Genomic DNA, 18,782 nt, shown 5'->3' with positions numbered 1-18,782 from the left:
TATCTCTTAGTCCAATGATTAGACAAAGAAGAGTCCATTTATAACTATATTTCTAAAATTATCGAAATTTAGCTCGTAAAAAAATCTATTTTAATAGATAAGGCGCATAAAGAGTTAATACTTCTTTATTGCAGGAGTATAGTCGCAGTTTACCGCGGCGAGTACATTGTAAAACCTGGCAGTCTTTCAACAACTTTAAATGATGGGAAAGTGTTGAATTTGCTACTTGATTAATTTTATCTTTGATTTCAGTGCAGGAGAGTTGATTGTGTTGAAGAAGCAATTGGACAATCAGATACCGAGTCGGTTCTCCAAGAGATTTATAAATATTAACAGCTTGGTCTGAAGAAAAATGATCCATCATCATTTCAGACTCTCCTTTGACATTTCGATAAATACAGAAATGATGATAGCATATTCATTTGGATATGTAAAGGAAATCACATGCTTTTTGTCTACAACCTGTTATTCTTCGCTGTATAGATAAAATGAGTCAATCAACTATATCCTTGTTTATTAGAGTTTTCGTTTGGTAATGATGGGTAAGGCAATTTTTTCAAGGAGTGATTGCAGAAAAGCCCATGATTTGCGTTGCTGAAATGGCAAATGCTTGGTATAGGCCATCGTGTATTCGATCTTTGCAAATGCGCCGCGATCCCGTTTAAATGCAGCAGCACCAGAACTTTGATGCTGAAGCAAACTGTTTGCACTTGCTTCCTTGACTAAAAGACGAGAGAGAATCCGATAGAGTCCCTCTTTTTGTGGAATACTCGTTTGGTAACCAAGTAGAGGTGTAGTCATCATCTTATTTTGCATAAAGTAGCCATAAGCAGCATCAATCTGTCCAGCTTTTTCTAAGACGCCAACGTGTAGCCAACCTGATTGGATTGCATGTTGTAACCACTGGGTCGTTAATCGTGGATGATTGGGTGAATATTTTTCTATATAGAGCTGTTGATAGAGATCAATGATCCTATGTAATTCCTTTTCTGTCCATTTCTTTTGGTCTTTCCGCCATTGATAAGCACTCTGTGTATAAAATCGCAGTTCGCGTCGCAATAGATTTCGTTGACGACTTTTTAAGTGATTCCACTGACTTGGAGCATAATAATAAACTTGGCGGCTTGGCACTGCTTGATATCCAGCTTGAAGCAAGGATGCGTGGAGACCTATCGGATGATAAGCTGTGATAGATCGAAATAAAATCGCGTGTTTGGGGAACTGTTTTATTAAATATGATGTGATCCAGTTGATTTGCTCTTGGCTGATTGGCGGATAGAGATTGGTTGAGAGCAACCAATTATTCACAATTACGACTCGATTTAATTGACCGAGTTTCAATAGATAGCGAAGCGTTGAAAGGAGAGTAGAAAGAGTTTTTTCCAAATATGGATCACGTAATTCCCATAGCTCTTCTTTGGCACAAGTTATATATTGGGTGATCGGTGAACAAGAATAAGCATTTTGATATTCACGTTGGTTGATCGTGACTGGCAACAGGTGATTTTCAAGTTCAATCACTTGTATCTCTGTGTTGATATTTGAAATAAAGCTAGAAACATCACCAAGCACAAAAGGAGACAGGTAGCGATAAGCTACCTGCTTTTCAGTTGATGAGGATGGATGTAACTGCTCCCAATTATCTTTTGTATATAATCTTGGTATGTAAGACACGTTGTCCTCCCTAGTGAAAGTCGAATGATCTAGTATTTTGATTAGGGTCAGGTAAAGGAAATCGCCGCTCTACTCGACGTAATTTGTTGATAGAAGGTGTTCGACGATAAGGTGTAAAGAGGATGTCAGGTATTTGACATTGTTGTTCATGGCATAATTGGCGAATCGCTTGTACCACAGCACGGCTCGTTTCATCTGCTTTGCCCGAATCAGTTCGTATGGAGATTTCAAGTTGTGTTGGGCTATGTTGAATGACTAGATATTCTAAAATATCAGTGCTAGCCGTGATCAGCGCTCGACGTATAAAGTCGGGAAAGATCATACGATAATTTCGATTGTTGGTAGGAAAGGGTAATATATCATCACAGCGACCTTCGATTTTTTGTACAGCAAGCATGGGCGATCCGCAAGGACATGAGTCTGACCGCTCAGTTAAGATATCATTTAGACGATAACGGAGGATCGGTTGTGTAGTACGTGAAAAATCAGTAATAATCGGCGAGAAGCGTTGTTTTGCTTCATCTAGATATTCTTTCTGAATTGCAATTAAATCTTCATTAAGATGAATTGTACCATGTTCACAAGTGACACCCAAAAAGCCTTCTGTTGCTTGGTAGATTTGATGAATGGTCTGTTGAAATGCTTCTTCTATCACTTTTTGATCTAGTGGTTCTAGAACTTCAGCCACTGAGATCACTTTCTTTGGCTGAATAGAAAGACGACCTTGTATCATTTCTTCTGCTAAAAATCGCAAATAAGAAGGTGGGGCAATCAGAATTGTCGGTTGATAGTCTGAAAGTGGAACGAGATGTTCTGTCAGTGGTTGAATCATATCAAAAAATTGAAATTGAATAGGCCCTCTTTGAAGGCTAGTATAGAGATTACTGTTTGCCCGTAAGAAAAGAGCGACTTGCTGTTTTTTCCATATAGGTTCTGTCAATACTTTCGCGATCATAGCTGCAGCCCAGCGGATTTGCTCTTGATCACTAACCAAGAACAATCCGCGATTTCCTGACGTTCCAGAAGAGAGTCCTATTGTGACCTGCTTTAGTTTTGTGGTGAAGTTACGTGATTTTTCTGCTTCTAAAGCGAATTGAAATGCTTCTTCACGTATGATTCCTTTTGTATTCAACTGATTGAAGTGTTCCATCATCACTTCTTTATCGATAATAGGTAGCTCTTCCCAAGTGGCTAATGAATGTTGATCATATAGCTGTGCGTAAAATGGTGATTGAGGAACGATTTGTTGTAAAAAAGTATGTACCTGTTTTTTTTGCCATTGTTCTAATGCTTCTCGAGATGGAAACTGCCGGCGATATTTTGTTATAAGATACTGCTTTAAAAATATAGAAAGCCTGACCATACTAAGTTGACCTCTTTCAATTCGCGCTAATTTTCATCCAGGTTGACTGACAATGAGAAGGGACAATCTCTGCTTGAGGATGTTGAACTGCAAATTGATTCACCATATGTAAACTATTGATATAAGCAGTATGATTGGCATGTAAAATTCTTGTCAAACGATGAGGATAAAGAATTTTTTCATACGATGCTCGATCCCAACAACAATCTGCAATTAAGAAAACCATACCATGATCAAATGTTTGAATCAAAAGTCCAATTTGCCCATGCGCGTGACCTGGTAGATCAACCGCGATTAGGCTGCCATCTCCCAATAAATCATAACCTTGTTTAAACGGAGCATATTCAGCAGGAAGTTGGATCTGGAATGTTGCATCGATCAATTGCAAGCGATCTTCAATCGTATCAGGAAGCAAATCAGGTAAAAAGCCCATTCGTAATGCTGCCAATTTACTTTTCAACTGGATACTTGACCAAGCACTGCGGTGAACCCAGATAGACGCATTTGAAAAGTCTTTTAATCCTGCTATATGATCTGCATGTAAATGTGAAAGGATGATCGTCCCAATCTCTTTTGCCTGAAAACCGAGTCGTTCGACTTGAACCAGAGCTGACTGTTCAGCAGAAAACGAAACAGGTGTAACTAATGAATAGAGTCGATTGGGAAATTGTTTTGTTGCTTGTAGGAAGTGAGCAGAATACCCTGTATCAAATAATATCGGACCATATGTCGGATGTTCAATAAGTGAGAATAAAGAAGGGAAGATTTTTTTTCGTAATCCTCTCTCCTTAGGGAAAACCATTTTCTCATACTGAACACAAGAACCACCATGTAATAGATGCCATCGCACTTGGATCATAATTTATTTTTCCACCATCTGATAAATAGATCAATCCCTTCTTCGATTGAAATGTTCGGATGATAACCCAGTTCTTCTTTTGCTGCCGCTATGTCTAGCGTTTGACTCTTGCCAATCACTCCAATTGTATAGCGGGTAATCGGCGGTTCACTATTATGTCGAAAAAGGCGATAAGCCCATTCAAAAAGTCTAGCAAAACGGTAAGCGGTTGAAAAGGGGATTTCCCTTGTGCGTAAAGGCTCACCAAGACGTTGAAAGAGAAGTTGAAGTAAATCGATCAACAACTTCGGTTCACCATTTGTAATATTGTACTTTTTCCCAAAGCAACTTTCGGGTGCGCTGGCACAAAGGAGTAACGCATCGACCACATTTTCCACATAAGTAATATCTAGTTCTACTTGCCCGCCCTCAATCAGAGGAATGGAGCCTCGCTCATGTATACGAAGCAAGCGAGGGATGATTGTCTGATCGCCAGGTCCAAAAATAGCTCGTGGTCGAATGGTTATCGTTGGGAGCTGATGCTCTTTCCAGACTTGATCAACTTCTTGTTCGGCAAGCCATTTGGTTTCTGCATAGGCATTTACCTTTTTTGTAGGCAGAGGATCATTTTCCTTAATCTGAAAGCGATCTTCAAATTGGAAATAGATGCTAGGAGTCGATACATGTATAAACCGTTTTACATGGTGCTTTAAAGCACCTTGAAGAAGATAGCGCGTACCTAGAACATTGCTTTGGTAAAACCCTTCATAATCTCCCCATGGTGCAGAACGAGCCCCACAATGAAAGATCATTTCTTGATTTTGACAGAGCGATTCCATTTTCGTTTGGTCATCTAGATTTGCTGCAATAAATTGAACTTGTTGATCAGCTAGTTGTTTACCAATCTCATGATTTCGACCGGTCGCGGTAATTATGTAACCGTTTTGTTTGAGGCGGTTTACCAACTTTTGCCCCAAAAAACCAGTAGCACCGGTTACTAATGCTTTCATCTGTTGTCACCATTCCATTCTATATCATAAGTTGAAGTATCCAATATGGGGAGCTTTTGTTGACTGCTCTTACGGTATAAGGAAAAAAGACATCGTATTTGTCCCCATAAAGGAGCAGGGTCGGATAAGCGAAATAGTGTATCTTTGCTGCGCCACATTGCTTTGAGCCAATGTTGAAAATGCTTGGGAGAGCGACACGCTTGCGCTAGTCCATAACTCCACATGGCGAGTTTGAGTGATCGTTGGGTAGATAATTGTGGATAGCATATTTGCATCGTCTGTTCTCCACAGAAAATACGATCAATCCTCTCTTGAGCAGTAAAGAGATGAATGCCACTTGTTAAACGTGGATTGCACTCAATCAAATACCATTTTCCCTCTTTTGAGACGATCCAATCGAATCCAAAATGCCCTGTTAGTTTGAGCGATGATAGAAGATATTGAATTTGTTCCTCTATTTCGCGATTCATAACTGGCGTAAAAGCAATCGTGGCGCCTGCACCAGCTGTAAATTCAGTAAAGTAATCAGCATGGGCTAATATTTTTCCATTTGATGAAACACTATAAGTGCAAAATTGTTGACCGTCAATCCATTGCTGAACCAACCAGGGATTTTTTAGAGAAGGCTGAATCGCTTTGTCAATCAATGTTTGACTGGATTGAATATATGTTTTCGTTCCAAAGCGTGAGTAGGTAGGTTTGAGAACAATTTGATCACCATGGGTCCAATGCTCGATGGTTTGTTCTAACTCTTTTCGTGAACGAATCTGCACGGTATAGGGAGTCTTTAGTCCTAATGATTGGACTAGCTGAAAGAATTGATGTTTATTATGGAGTGTTTGTAATCGGCTGATCGGTTCGCACCAAACTTTGCATGTAGTAGGAAATTGATTTAAGAATTGTGCAATATAAAAAATCTCTTCACAAGTTGGAATAAAGATGTCAATTTCTTCGTCGATTAAAATTTGTACTAGTTTGGAAATATATGCTTCAGTTGCAAACCGTGGAGCAGGGAGCTGAAAAGATTTTGCAACAGCGCGAGAATATTGACAAAGATGAGGAGCTTGACTTTCTGCCACCATGACGATATGACCTACAGTAGCAAGCAAACGCGCTAAATCGAGAGTAGCAGGGGCTCTTCCTCCTGTTAGCATAATTCGTTTAGTAGACAAAAAGGATGCCTCCAAAGGAAAGACCTGCTGAGGTGCCTAGTAGTAGACTGGTTTGATCACGTTGCAACTGTCCTGATTGAATCGCTAGATGTAGGGCAAATGGGATTGAAGCGGCAATCATATTTCCATATTGAGGAGCGATCATCATCATTTGCCCTTCTGTAAGCTTCAGTCTACGTTGAATTAATTTCATTGCCATCACGCTTGCTTGATGAGGGATAACCAAATCTACTTCTTGAAGCGTTTTACTAGTGTCAGTAAATAATCGTTTTACGAAATCAGGTAAAAATTTAGCAGTTAGGCGAAATACAGCTTCCCCATCCATATCAAATAAAAAATCTTCCCAATTAACCTCGCCTTTATAAGTGCGGGGATGATGTTTTGTTCCGCCACCTCGAATTTCAGTTGTATGAACACCTTGGGGGTATGTTTCCATACGTGAAGACATAATATGTGAAGCGTCCTGCTTTGAACTGGGACCGATCACAACTGCCGCAGCACCATCACCAAAAAGGGATGAGCTTTCTTTTTGTTTCCAATTTAACCCGATGGAAGCGATTTCGCTTGATACCAATAAAATATTTTGATAACGACCTGCCGAAATAAGGTATGACAAATGATCAAAAGCGGCAACAAAGCTCAGACAAGTTGCATTAAAATCGAAAGCCGGAATTTTCATATGTGAAGGGTCTAGATGATGATAAATAAGTGAAGCTGTACAAGGGATAGCTTGTTCCACTGTACCGCTGGCCGAAACAATACAATCGATCTCATCTAGGGTTACTTTAGCATGCTCCAATGCCATTTCGGCCGCTTTTGCACCCATCCAGGCGGCTGTTTCAGTCCCTACAAATCGACGTGTTAAAACCCCTGACTTTTTTTCTACCCAGCCAGGTTTTGTTCCCAATCGTGTATCAATCTCGAGGGCTGAAACTTCTCGTTCTGGCAGATAAGCACCTGTCCCTAAAATTCGTACCTTACGTTTCATGTTGATACCACCAATTTCTATCTCTGTTAGTATTTAAATTATGAAGATATTTATTGGTGCAGTCAATAGAATGAAGCAAGCTTTTTGCAAATCAACATACGTAAGAGAAATATTGTTTAGCCAGAACTTATAGTATTTTCATTTTCAATTATATCGGCTGTCCGAGCACCATCACCCGGTACTTATTGCATTTGCTCATTTGGTTTTTGTTGAAGATTGTTGTTTGTATGGTTGAATGATTACATGAACGGGATTTAGTGGCGCAACTTGATTAACACGATCTTTAACAGCTCGTCTCATGCTATTAAAATAAGCTTTGGGCACAGTTACATAAACGTGCATCGTGATTCGTTTCCCATCGTAATGAGTAGTCACACGCTTTACACCACGGATTGACTGGACTGCTTGAATCATCTTACTGGCAGGATATCCTACATTGGTATAGGAGTGACTATCTTTATCCAAACCAGTTTGTTCTTTTGGTGACTCAAAGCGTTGACAGGCGATGGGTAGTATTAAAAGAAAAATACAGCATAACTGTACAAAGCGACGAACCGTTAACATAAGTCCAACTCCTTATCGAAGTATTTTGCTTTAGTCTGTTCGAGTTGGTTCTTTTTATACAATAGCCTATGGTTCAGATCATTAAACATGTTATCGTCTTTTAAAACCAAAATAAAAAAGGCTGCCATTATAGCAGCCATTAGAATCAAAATGAACTTGTAATTATTCTGTAGAGATGTCTGGATCAGCTTGTTGTTTGACAGGTACGACTTGCACAAAATGCTGAGACACATTTCGCAGGAGGTTTTTTACACGTTGTGCAGCAGCGTATTGCCCTCCACCAATCAATTCTTCTTGATAGATACCCAGCAGCTCAAGTAAATCGTTGTGACCTTTCTCATTAAGTGGTTCTAAGGAAACTTTTGCTGCTTTTGCAATTCGATTACGCAGTGCTTCATGTGTTAAGCCCATTTCAGGCTGGTAGCGGAGATAGACAACTCCTCCTGTCATACCAGAGCAAATCCAAGGGCCTGGATCACCGAGTACCACGGCACGACCATCTGTCATATATTCAAAAGCAAACCCTTTAATATTGGCACGACTGGCAATCATCCCAAGCCGATCATTGATTGGTTGCTTGACTTCGCCGCCAATGATGACATCTGCGCCTGAAAGACGGATACCTGCACGGGAATCTGCGTCACCTTGAACCATAAACAGACCCTTTTGTGCCCCATAACAGAAGCTTTTTCCCACAGAGCCATTTAATTGCTTTTTATTGCCGCTGATTGATTTCAAGATAGAAACTTGTCCGCCAAATGCAGTCTTACCTACACCATCTTGGGCTCCACCTTGGACAGTTACACGAATACCATCAGAGTGGAAGCTAGCAAAACCGTTCCCTGGTATCGAGCCATTTACTAAGGAAAACTGCATCTCTGGTAATGACCGATAACTTCCATCAAGACGATCTTTTACACGAGCACCAGAAATATTACTAATCATAACGCGATGTGTGTTATTGATTCCTGTAAGGATTTCGGGAGTTGGGTTTTCAAATTGTTGATCAAGCCGGATCTCTTCAGCACCTACTGCCACTAACAACTCTTGAGACGATGTTGGTTCCACAACTTGACGTGCTTCATTATGCCAAGGATAGGGAGAGAGAGCCAGCAAATCTTGGAGATCAACGCGGTCTAATTCGCGCACTTGTTCTAATAGATCACTACGACCAACCAAATCTTGTGTACGGTTAAACCCAAGTTTTGCTGTCAATCGTTTGATCTCTTCTCCAAAGGTTGAGAATAATCGTTTGAGATATTCGACGGCTGGTTCTGGTTGCCTTGGAACGAAGCGGCGAAGTCCATGAGCATCTGCCTGTTCCTTCGTTTCGATCTGTGTTGCAATCCCTACATGACAAGTGTCAAGATGACAGCCTTTACATGATGTACAACCAATCGCAATCATCGCCAATGTCGCAAAACCAATTCGATTGGCACCGAGTAACATCATTTTCACGGCATCAAGTGCGCTTTTCTGACCACCATCTGCCCAGATTTCCACTTGGTCACGAATCCCTGCTTCTAACAGAGCGTGGTGTGCTGCTTTGACTCCTACTTCAGCAGGTAAACCCACATGTTGTAAGGCATGAATACGTGCTGCTCCTGTACCGCCGTCAAAGCCACTCAGCGTAATAATATGTGCCCCTGCTTTCGCGATTCCAACTGCAATCGTGCCGATGTTTGGCACAATGGGTACTTTCACTATAATCTTCGCCCGCGGATTAGCAGTCTTTAACTCCGTGATGATTTGCGCCAAATCTTCAATTGAATAGATGTCATGGTTATTAGAAGGTGAGATCAAGTCACTTCCAGGCGTTGCATTCCGTGCTGCTGCTACTTTCTCGGAGACTTTCTTACCTGGTAGATGTCCACCTTCACCAGGCTTTGCTCCTTGCCCAATCTTAATTTCAAGAATATTGGCGGAGTTGGCCAGTTCAACGTTTACCCCAAATCGTCCTGAAGCAATCTGATGACCGCGTGTACGTGGATATTTGCCAAGCATATCCTTGATTTCTCCACCTTCACCGTTCAGACTCACCATATTAAGCTGATCAGCAGCCTCCGCATATGCGCGGAAGGCGACTTCGCCTTGTGAACCAAAGGACATCGAGCTGATCACCATGGGAAGATCATGATCACCGACAGAAAGGTCTACTTCAGTAGGGTCAATCGATGAATCGTTTGCAAAGCGCAGATCGGCTAGATGACGTAGGCTGGTCGGATTTTCTTGCTCAAATTTCTCGATTTTCTCAGCAAATTCTTCATAAGATAATGTGCCATTAGCCACTTGCCCAATTGGCTTCCAAATTCGTGGCCAAAGGTGGAAAAGCCGTGCTGAGCGAGCTTTTTCATTAATAAAGTCTGCTTTTCTCGCTTCTGCATCTGTTTCGAGTTTTTGCCAGGTTAAGCCTTTATCTTTTGAACCAGCATAATTCACAATCCCTAGTAAATTGGCAACCTCTTCTGAAAGCCCAATGGAGGAGAATAAACGGGCATATCCCCGTAATTCATGAATGCCTATTGTGGAGATAATTTTCTCCAGTCCTTTTCGAATAGCATCAAAAAGGTTGGATGCAGATTTTCCTTCTTTGCCTAAAATGGTACGAAACATTAGATGAGGCGAGATCACATCAGCACCTAAACCAATCGCTAGCGCAATATCATGTAAGTTTCGAAGCGCGTTGGAGCGAATCAGTAAGTTTGCCTGACGACGAAGGTTTTGCTCCCCACCATGTACGTCTGCATTTTTTAAAGCTTGATCAACTGCCGCAATCGCTAGATGTGGATCAAGATAGAGTTGATCTTCTTCTAGGAAAGATTCATCATCCAAAATTAATAATACTTTGCCAGAACGTACTGCTTCGATTGCTTCATTGGCTAGTTCTTCTAGTCGCTTTTGATAGGAAGTTCCCCGTGTATAAGAAAGGGGGAAAGTGACAATTTGTTGATGTACTTCAAAACGTCCAATTAACTCCTCATATGAGAGCGTGCTATGATCAGCACAGACTTCTTGTGCCTGTTTTCCTTCGACAATAATTGGAGAAGGGAGCTCGAGTCTTAGTTTGATAGCAGGTGAACCATCAAGTGAAGGACGGGCACCCAGTACGACACGGGTTGAGAAATGCTCCATTTCCCGTTCACGGTCAATTGCTGGATTGGTTACGACAGCTACACTCTCTTTGATATAATCAGCTACATTTTGTCTTACTTTTGCTAGGGCAGCAAGTGGGGCATCATGTCCAAGCGAGCGAATAGGGTCGACTCCATTGCTTGCCATATCTTCGACCATTTGTACTTGTTCGCGATCCCAGCCAAAAGCAGCATAATAGGCTTCAGATGCTGGGGTTACCTCTTGAATACTTCCAAATCCTCTATCTGTTAAAATAAATTGTTTAAAATCTTGAAAAGTTGCTCGCTTTTTGGTACGGTCATATACGGTTTGTTGAAATTGGTCGTGAGTCAAAACCTTCGCTTGAGGTACTAAACGGACGCCAACCGATTCACCTGGAGCAAGTGGTTTTGGCTCTGCGATCATTTCATGAACGGGGATTACGCCTTGTTCAGAACTGAAATATAAAGATCGCTGTGTCTCTACTTTCCAAAGTGGACGTAAACCTAGTGCATCGACTCGAAAAGCACATTCGTTTCCGTAGCGAGAGATGATCCCAGCAGGACCTTGGGCAAATGGACCCCATGTTTGTCGATAATACATATAAAGGTCTCGTAAATGTTCTGGAAGGTGCTTAATCTCGTTAATAATAGGTGGAAAGACGAGCTCTAATGCTTCAAATAATGAAAATTGATATTGGTGAATGAGTGTTTCAAGTAGACGGTTTACATCTTGGGAGTCGCTACCGCCTTCGGGTAACTCGACACCGACCATTGTTGCTTCTTCACGCAACTTAGAAATTGTATTGATTTCGCCATTATGACCGAGTAATGAGAAGGGTTGAACGCGGTAGAAATTTGAAAGTGTGTTGGTCGAGTATCGGTTATGACCGATAGTAGCCAAGGATTGAAAGGATTCATCGGCAAGATCGTGGTAATACTTTGGCAGTACACTTGCAGCACCCATCAGTTTGTAAACAGCGGTCTGAGTACTAAAGGAAGCCACATGCACCGGATGAAGTTTTTCCATTGTAACTGTCCATTTGAACAATTGTGCCTCTAATTGCGCATTTGCATGCTTTCCAAGGCAAGCAATCTGCCAAAAATGTGGCTCATCTTTACGCCCGTTTTTACCTAATGCATGATGGTTTACCTGATCTAGTTGCTCATCAAGAATTTGGACACCTTCTGAAATCAGGTAGGCACGTAAATCTGATTGAATGGTTGACACTGATGTATGTTCGTGTTTGGGTACGAAGATGTGGGCGACAGCAAAGCGAGGATCACTAGCAATTCCTGCTTCATATCCAGCGCTTTCTAGACGTTTTTCCCAGATATCTCGAGGAATGTCAGTAAGAATCCCGCAGCCATCACCTTCACCATTGATAAAACCAGAACGATGTTCAAGGCTGATTAAAGCTTCAATCGTATCTAGCATATTTTGCCGTTTTGCCTGTCCATCTTTCTCAATGATGGCGATGATTCCACAGCTATCATGTTCTTCAGCGGTTAAGTTACGAAAACGCCCAATTTCTTTTCTACGCTTTAATGAAAGGGTCATCTGTCGACCTTCACCTCCGTATAAAATTATATAGAATTGAAATGAACCCTCTTCCTTCTCTATGTGGTGATCGCATCGTGAGCAAAAAGATAAGTGAAATGAAATAGAACGAACGCTCATTCGATTGAGGGTTAAACCCTTACAATCCGAAGATTCATGTGACACGATGAATAGAAAAAGAACAAAATAAGTAGAGGATATACAAAAGCTTTCAGAGGGTAAAAATATGCAGTATAACAAAAATACCATGTAATATCTATTTAGACAAGTCTTTAGGACTATTTTTATTCATATTGGTACATGATGCTATTTTTGAATAATCTATATAAATAAAGGAATCTAATGAATGCAAGCTAGAAAACGCTTACAATTTACAAACAAGATTATGCATAAATATTCATGAAAAAATGGATTGACAACTCTGACTATATATGATAGATTATTACTTGTCGTCATGCCGAAGTGGCGGAATTGGCAGACGCGCACGACTCAAAATCGTGTACCTTTGGGTGTGTGGGTTCGACTCCCACCTTCGGCACCAAAGATTTATAGTGAAAAGAGTCTCTCAACTAGGGAGGCTCTTTTTTGTTTCACTCATCTTTATATGAACTTACAAATTAGAAAGTTTCCTTTATAAATCCGCATTGTCCAGTCTAGGGTAAATTATATGAATACATGTTATAATCGAATAGAACTGACAAATGATATATCTCAATCAAAGGAGAGGATATCTTCATGGCAACGCGGGATGAAAAACGGAGACGTCGTCAGCAGCAAGAGGAAGAAAAACGTCGGAAAGCGGAGCAACAACAAAAGCAACAAGCTGAGTATGAGCGACAACAAGCCGGGTATCAGCAACAACAGCAGCAGCAACAAACTGAGTATCAGCGACAACAAGCGGAGCAACAACAGCAGCAACAACAAGCTGAATATCAGCGACAACAAGCGGAGCAACAACAGCAGCAACAACAAGCTGAATATCAGCGACAACAAGCGGAGCAGCAACAGCAGCAACAACAAGCTGAATATCAGCGACAACAAGCGGAGCAACAACAACAGCAGCAACAACAAGCTGAGTATCAGCGACAACAAGCAGAGCAGCAACAACAGCAACAGCAACAAGCTGATTATCAGCAACAACAGCAAGATTGGTCATCTTGGGATAGTTAAGATAATAGAGGGAAGATACGATATCTGTTTCTTTTGTAGTGAGCAAAAGCTCACTTTTTTGATTATTGGAAAATAAAATCGTTTATTGCGATTTATATATTTAGTTATTACCCGTCTTTGATGGATACATTCACAAAAAACAAGCCAACCTTCCTTTTTACGATCTAAAGAAAGAATAGGTTGTTTTTCCCGTTTTGGGGGACGATTTTGTTTTTAGCTTGATGGGCATGTGTCACTACCCTATTCGGGCTGTGCATTTTTTGAATAATTCTACATAGCTTACGCTCCAACTAACTCTTGCAGAGATGAATTTCCTACATGGTTTGAAAATTTCAATACATGACACGCGGCGCCTTGCCTACATTGCTCGTGTCAGACAACTGCTTAAGCATGAAATCGGCTAGATCCGCACGTGAAATCGTTAGGATGAAGGATCGCTGATCAATTGTTTCCCCACTTCTGTATCCGCCTGTATGGGGGCCATTTGTCAATCTGGGAGGACGAACGATCGTCCAGTCTAGATTGCTGTTCTTTACAATTCGTTCCTTATCCTCATGGTCAGCAACGACATTGCGGAGCAATTGAACAACGATGTATTTAACAAAAAAACCTAATCCCTTACGTCCTTCCTTCACACCTAGGAAAGACAAATAAATGAACCGGTTTACGCGGTGCCTCTTCATCGCTACCGTAATATTGCCAACACCTTTAATCAGAGCTGGATCTCTTCTCAAAGGAGAAGAAGCGCCAAGTGCGCAAAATACCGCATCCTGCCCCTGTATGGCACGTTCGATCGAGGCGTAGTCGGTCACATTTCCTTGAATGAAATTTAACTGATCGTGTTGAAGTTGCAGCTTCGACGGATTGCGCACGAATGCGGTCACATTATGTCCCTGTGCTAACGCCTGCTTGACCAGTTCATGTCCAGTAGCACCTGATGCGCCGAAAATTACAATATTCATCGTAACACTCATTCCTTTTAGCATTGTTCAAGGCACAAAATGCAATGAGATTCTGTAGTAAACCTTTTCATGGTATACTTCTTTCCTTTGGGTTAATTCCTTTAGCAAATCTCGTAACGTCTCTTCTCCAACTATTGAGAACACAACATCCTCAATCACATGATCCCGATTTTCTAACAAGGTTTTCAATAGGGAAACCAAGATATTGGGGTCCCCATACATGTCCATAATCAAAGAGTATGAAGTCCCTTTGAATTCGTTTATATCCGCATCATTTACATTTTTTTCTTTCTGTATGACCGTTTTCGTGATTATCTCGGATTTACCCAACACAGGCTTGTATGGGCAGAATCTGTTTGGAGAACCTGGGACATAAACATGAATGGGCGAAACAGATTTGAATTCAATTATTGAATCGATACTAGAAGCGTACCCCATACCTTAAGATATGGGGTACAGCTTTATTCGGGAGATCTTTTCGCTTTTCGTTTACTGATATCGACAATTCTTTCTAGCACTCTGCTGGCCCCATCTTTTGCTCTTTCGAAGAACAAATTGATCCATTTTTCTTTTTTGGGGTTTTGTCTAGAAGCTAGGAGCTTTAGATAGAGATCTTCGCGGGTTTGCTGTTTATACTGTTCGATAGGTTTTGTGAGTACTTTTTTTATTCCTTTTATCACATCTCGTAGATCCGAGACATCTCTGCTCAAGTCAGCGTTTTCTGTGTTTGATTCTAAATCTTTGAATAATTGCTCATATGCTGCTAGTTGGTTCATATCCAGCTCATTTATCAATTCTTTATCATTTTTACGTCTATCGCAGTAAAACATGACTTGTTTTGCTTGTTCATTTATTTTTTGTCGAATCGCCTGTTGTTCCTCGTCAGAAATCTTTCCAACCTCTTTTTTTGTACGCAAGTCATCTAATTGCTTGAATGCGCTTTTTAACCATTTGTTCACTGCATTAATTTCTCTTACGCTAAAATTAAGGTCTCCTGCTACTATAAACCCAGCCGTTGCTATCGTTTCTTTAGTATTCATACAGAAAACCACCTTTTAGACATTTTGTAAATCAACTATATCTATATTCTCTCTTAGTGGTTGTTATGGATCAATGTTGATGGATGCCGGTTTCAGATCATATACCCTTCTGAATGCCCATCATTCATAATCACTTCTATCAGATTGCTTTTCTTGCTAATATCTTATAAAGTATTTTGTTTTTGAGTTTCCAATAGCAATTGAGATGGCTTAAAAGTTGTTTATTAATGAAATTTATATGATTATGCTTTTTTATTTTGCATTTCATTTACTGTATGATGAGATTGAAAATAATTAAAGAGGCGATCGAATGGCACTTCTGGAAATCAGCGGTATTATCAAACAGGATCGAAACGCCACTTTGCTATCACCCGTGCATTTGCAGGTAGAACCTTCTCAATGTGTCATGATACGGACAAGAGGGGATTTAGGAACCTTATTTTTGCAGATTGTCCTCGGCTTAAATCGGGCATCTGAAGGCGAGGTTTTTTTCCAAGGAGAGCGGTTGCACCCTGATATGAAAAAGTGGCATCAAATAGGACGTTTTCTTTTAACAGATCAATTATATAGCCGATTAACGGTTAGTGAGTATTTGCATTTTTTTCGAGGATTATATACGAATGGAAGAGAAATCTATTCATTAATGCAATTAATGGGCTTAGAATCCCTGCAGCATAAAATAATTAGAAAACTAAATAATTCGGAGAAGAGAAGAGTTCATCTAGCGCGGTGTTTGGTCAATGACCCAATATTGCTAGTGTTGGAAGATCCAGAATATAAGGTTGATTTAGAGACTCGTCACATCATTCGAAAGATGTTTGATCAGCTACTTAAAGAAGGAAAAGCTCTTTTGGTAACTACATCATTGGTAGAGGATGCATTAGCTATTACTGACGATGTATATCTTTTGGATGAACAGCAATTTAAAAAGTTAAACATTGAAAATGAAACAGATACGCAAGATTCTGATGAAGAAAATGTAGATATACATTTTCCTGTTGGCTCATTTGTTAAAATCCCAGCAAAAGTAAAAGATAAAATTTTATTATTTGATCCATTAGAAATTAATTATGTGGAGAGTATAGAAGGGAAAGTCTATCTCCATGTAAAATCAGATAAGTTTTTATGTGATCTCAGGCTAAACGAATTAGAAGGGCAGTTAAAAACGTTTGGTTTTTTCCGTTGCCATCGTTCTTATATTGTAAATTTGCAAAGGGTACGCGAAATTATCAAATGGACGAGAAATAGTTATAGTTTGATTTTGGATGATCCAAACCGGAGCGAAGTCCCTCTTTCTAAAGGAAATATGGAGGAATTGAAGCGACTGATCGGAATCTAGCTGAGCTTCAGTGGTAAAGTAAGCCCCTTTTTTTTGCTCCACTGACTGCCTGATATACTCCTTTTAGATGTGATTTTACGCCGATTAGCTTATGTAGCGTTCTTTTCAGCTCGTTTATGATGCGGATATATATCGATCGCTGTACATTGGAGACATCAAACAACAAGGAGGGATTGATCATGAAAACTGTGATCAATGTGAAAGATGTCACCAAGACTTATCAAGAAGTACAAGCAATTCGAGGTGTCTCCTTTGAAGTCAAGAAAGGTGAAATTTTTGGCTTTTTGGGGCCTAGTGGCTCAGGAAAAACGACAACAATTAAGATTCTAACAGCACAAATTAGACCTACTACAGGTAGCGTTGCTGTATTTGGGAAAGAACCCGCACCTTCATCAGAATATATGAAACGAATGGGTGTACTAACTGATCATTCAGGACTATATGAGCGGCTTTCGATCGAAGATAACTTACTATTGTTTGCGGGTCTTTATGAGGTTTCCAGAACTCGAGTTGAGCAAGTATTGATTGATGTCAATTTAAAGGATGAAAAAAAGAAAGCAATTAAACATTTATCCAAGGGAATGAAACAAAGAGTTTTAATCGCCAGAGTGTTACTTCATCAGCCTGAATTGCTCTTTTTAGATGAACCTACTTCGTCTTTGGACCCTAGTAACCAGAAATATATTCATCAGGCTTTAAAAGAATTAAATAGAGCTGGCACAACGATATTCTTAACCACACACGATATGCTTGAGGCAGAGGGATTATGTGATCGAATTGCCTTTCTAAATGGAGGGAAGATCGTTGCGTTAGATACTCCTGAGAATCTTCGGATTCAACATGGAAATCAAACGATTACTGTTCGTTTGATGAATGGAGACAAAAAACTTGTTGCATGTGATGAGCAAGGAGCTGCACAAATTTATCACTATCTGAAGCAGGGACAAATGCAAACCATTCATTCCAATGAACCGACACTAGGGGATATTTTTATCAAACTGACTGGGAGAGGGTTATGATGAGTATTTCATGGAGACGAATTCAGGTAATCATCAGGAAAGAGCTTAAAGACGCACTTCGCAATTATCAGGTATTAATGATGGTAGTCGTTCCAATTGGAATGGCTTTACTCTATCAAAATATGCAAAGTCTCGAAGGGAACCAGCTGATTTTAATTTTTCCAATTCTCATGAGCTTTGGAATGACTGGTACGATTGTTCAATCCATGATTATTGCTGAAGAGAAAGAAAAGCATACCTTGCGTGCATTGATGCTTTCTCCTGCAACCGCCATTGAGGTAATGATCGGGAAAAGCTTTCTATCTTTTTTTCTCACACTCCTTACTATATTTCTAACTATGTTAGTGACAGGTCTTTCGATGGGTATTTCTCTTCTTTTTTGGTGCATTACTCTCTTATGTATATTGTTTTTTATAACAGTAGGTACAATTGTTGGCTTAATGTCAAAATCTTTAACAGAGACAGCTTATTTGGGAATGCCAATTATGTTTTTAATGGGTTTAAGCCCTATATTTGCTCCATTGATCAATAAAGCATGGTTAACAAAAATCGTTTCATTTTTACCAACTGCTCATTATTTACAAGCAACTGAGCTATTGATGAAAGGGAAAACATTTATAGTTGGAAGCCATTGGTTAAATATTACCATTTGGCTCATATTAGCGGTAATCATCTGTTTATTTGTATTTAAAAGGAATCGTATAGAGGACTAGTATCATCATACCTAGGCTTGCCAGGATATAAGGGCAGTCGCGTTCTGTCAGCCTTCGCGACCGGGTAAAACTCGTCTCTCCAGCATTACGTCTGCGGAGGCGAGTTTTGCCTAAGGAAAAATGTCGCTTCAGTTGCCATTTCGCTATGTTGCGCCTGAAATAGAGCATTGCTGATCACCTCTACTTGCAGGTTAGGGTTTTTCATCATTCTTGTGTTGAGGTCTGTAGCTTTAAAATGCTGTGATAGAGAGATTGGATC

The 18,782-nt window shown here is 40.3% G+C and carries 15 protein-coding genes and 1 tRNA gene; 5 read left to right on the top strand and 11 right to left on the bottom strand.

Annotation, left to right across the window (positions count from 1 at the left end):
• Nucleotides 1–85 precede the first annotated feature (85 nt).
• The 9 genes from BUB71_RS07980 to BUB71_RS07940 form a co-directional block, all read right to left on the bottom strand.
• Nucleotides 86–367: an ArsR/SmtB family transcription factor gene (locus BUB71_RS07980; protein ID WP_073154313.1), complete on the bottom strand. Its 282-nt coding sequence runs from the start codon at nt 365–367 to the stop codon at nt 86–88.
• A 149-nt stretch (nt 368–516) separates the two neighbouring features.
• Nucleotides 517–1,674, bottom strand: coding sequence for a GNAT family N-acetyltransferase (locus BUB71_RS07975; RefSeq protein WP_073154312.1), 1,158 nt, complete (start codon nt 1,672–1,674; stop codon nt 517–519).
• 10 nt (nt 1,675–1,684) lie between these two features.
• A complete protein-coding gene (locus BUB71_RS07970; RefSeq protein WP_073154311.1) occupies nt 1,685–3,037 on the bottom strand; it encodes a F390 synthetase-related protein in 1,353 nt (450 codons plus the stop codon).
• Between the two features lie 16 nt (nt 3,038–3,053).
• The gene (locus BUB71_RS07965) at nt 3,054–3,896 is read right to left on the bottom strand and encodes an MBL fold metallo-hydrolase (protein WP_084731280.1); all 843 of its coding nucleotides are present in this window, start codon (nt 3,894–3,896) and stop codon (nt 3,054–3,056) included.
• Nucleotides 3,893–4,885 carry an NAD-dependent epimerase/dehydratase family protein gene (locus tag BUB71_RS07960; RefSeq protein WP_073154310.1) on the bottom strand — a complete coding sequence of 331 codons (993 nt, stop codon included), beginning with the start codon at nt 4,883–4,885 and terminating at the stop codon, nt 3,893–3,895. The genes BUB71_RS07965 and BUB71_RS07960 overlap by 4 nt, the downstream gene beginning before the upstream one ends.
• The gene (locus BUB71_RS07955; protein WP_073154309.1) at nt 4,882–6,057 is read right to left on the bottom strand and encodes an ATP-grasp domain-containing protein; all 1,176 of its coding nucleotides are present in this window, start codon (nt 6,055–6,057) and stop codon (nt 4,882–4,884) included. The genes BUB71_RS07960 and BUB71_RS07955 overlap by 4 nt, the downstream gene beginning before the upstream one ends.
• Nucleotides 6,047–7,045 carry a beta-ketoacyl-ACP synthase III gene (locus BUB71_RS07950; protein WP_073154308.1) on the bottom strand — a complete coding sequence of 333 codons (999 nt, stop codon included), beginning with the start codon at nt 7,043–7,045 and terminating at the stop codon, nt 6,047–6,049. Before BUB71_RS07950 ends, BUB71_RS07955 begins: the two co-directional genes overlap by 11 nt.
• 195 nt (nt 7,046–7,240) lie before the next feature.
• Nucleotides 7,241–7,609 (bottom strand): hypothetical protein, encoded by a 369-nt coding sequence (locus BUB71_RS07945; protein ID WP_073154307.1) that lies wholly within the window; start codon nt 7,607–7,609, stop codon nt 7,241–7,243.
• Between the two features lie 162 nt (nt 7,610–7,771).
• A complete protein-coding gene (locus tag BUB71_RS07940; RefSeq protein WP_073154306.1) occupies nt 7,772–12,280 on the bottom strand; it encodes a glutamate synthase-related protein in 4,509 nt (1,502 codons plus the stop codon).
• Between the two features lie 456 nt (nt 12,281–12,736).
• On the opposite strand from BUB71_RS07940, the gene BUB71_RS07935 reads away from it, so the two are divergent.
• A tRNA-Leu gene (locus tag BUB71_RS07935) sits at nt 12,737–12,821 on the top strand.
• A gap of 194 nt (nt 12,822–13,015) precedes the next feature.
• Nucleotides 13,016–13,450 carry a hypothetical protein gene (locus tag BUB71_RS19520; protein WP_175552317.1) on the top strand — a complete coding sequence of 145 codons (435 nt, stop codon included), beginning with the start codon at nt 13,016–13,018 and terminating at the stop codon, nt 13,448–13,450.
• A gap of 332 nt (nt 13,451–13,782) precedes the next feature.
• Here the strand turns inward: BUB71_RS19520 and BUB71_RS07925 are convergent, their stop codons facing one another.
• Both BUB71_RS07925 and BUB71_RS07915 read right to left on the bottom strand, forming a co-directional pair.
• Nucleotides 13,783–14,412 carry an NAD(P)-dependent oxidoreductase gene (locus BUB71_RS07925; protein ID WP_073154305.1) on the bottom strand — a complete coding sequence of 210 codons (630 nt, stop codon included), beginning with the start codon at nt 14,410–14,412 and terminating at the stop codon, nt 13,783–13,785.
• A gap of 461 nt (nt 14,413–14,873) precedes the next feature.
• The gene (locus BUB71_RS07915) at nt 14,874–15,452 is read right to left on the bottom strand and encodes a hypothetical protein (protein ID WP_073154303.1); all 579 of its coding nucleotides are present in this window, start codon (nt 15,450–15,452) and stop codon (nt 14,874–14,876) included.
• Nucleotides 15,453–15,762: 310 nt separating this feature from the next.
• Between BUB71_RS07915 and BUB71_RS07910 the strand changes: the two genes are divergently transcribed.
• The 3 genes from BUB71_RS07910 to BUB71_RS07900 all read left to right on the top strand — a co-directional run bounded on the left by BUB71_RS07910 (nt 15,763) and on the right by BUB71_RS07900 (nt 18,523).
• Nucleotides 15,763–16,791 (top strand): LytTR family transcriptional regulator DNA-binding domain-containing protein, encoded by a 1,029-nt coding sequence (locus BUB71_RS07910; RefSeq protein WP_073154302.1) that lies wholly within the window; start codon nt 15,763–15,765, stop codon nt 16,789–16,791.
• Between the two features lie 179 nt (nt 16,792–16,970).
• On the top strand, nt 16,971–17,810 hold the full coding sequence (locus BUB71_RS07905; RefSeq protein WP_073154301.1) for an ABC transporter ATP-binding protein: 840 nt from the start codon (nt 16,971–16,973) through the stop codon (nt 17,808–17,810).
• A complete protein-coding gene (locus BUB71_RS07900; protein WP_084731276.1) occupies nt 17,807–18,523 on the top strand; it encodes an ABC transporter permease in 717 nt (238 codons plus the stop codon). Before BUB71_RS07905 ends, BUB71_RS07900 begins: the two co-directional genes overlap by 4 nt.
• Nucleotides 18,524–18,782 lie beyond the last annotated feature (259 nt).

Origin of the sequence: Seinonella peptonophila (assembly GCF_900129355.1) — a bacterium.
Classification (GTDB): Bacteria; Bacillota; Bacilli; order Thermoactinomycetales; family Thermoactinomycetaceae; genus Seinonella; species Seinonella peptonophila.
Note: the sequence above shows the minus strand (reverse complement) of the source record. Positions and strands in the feature narration are given on the sequence as shown.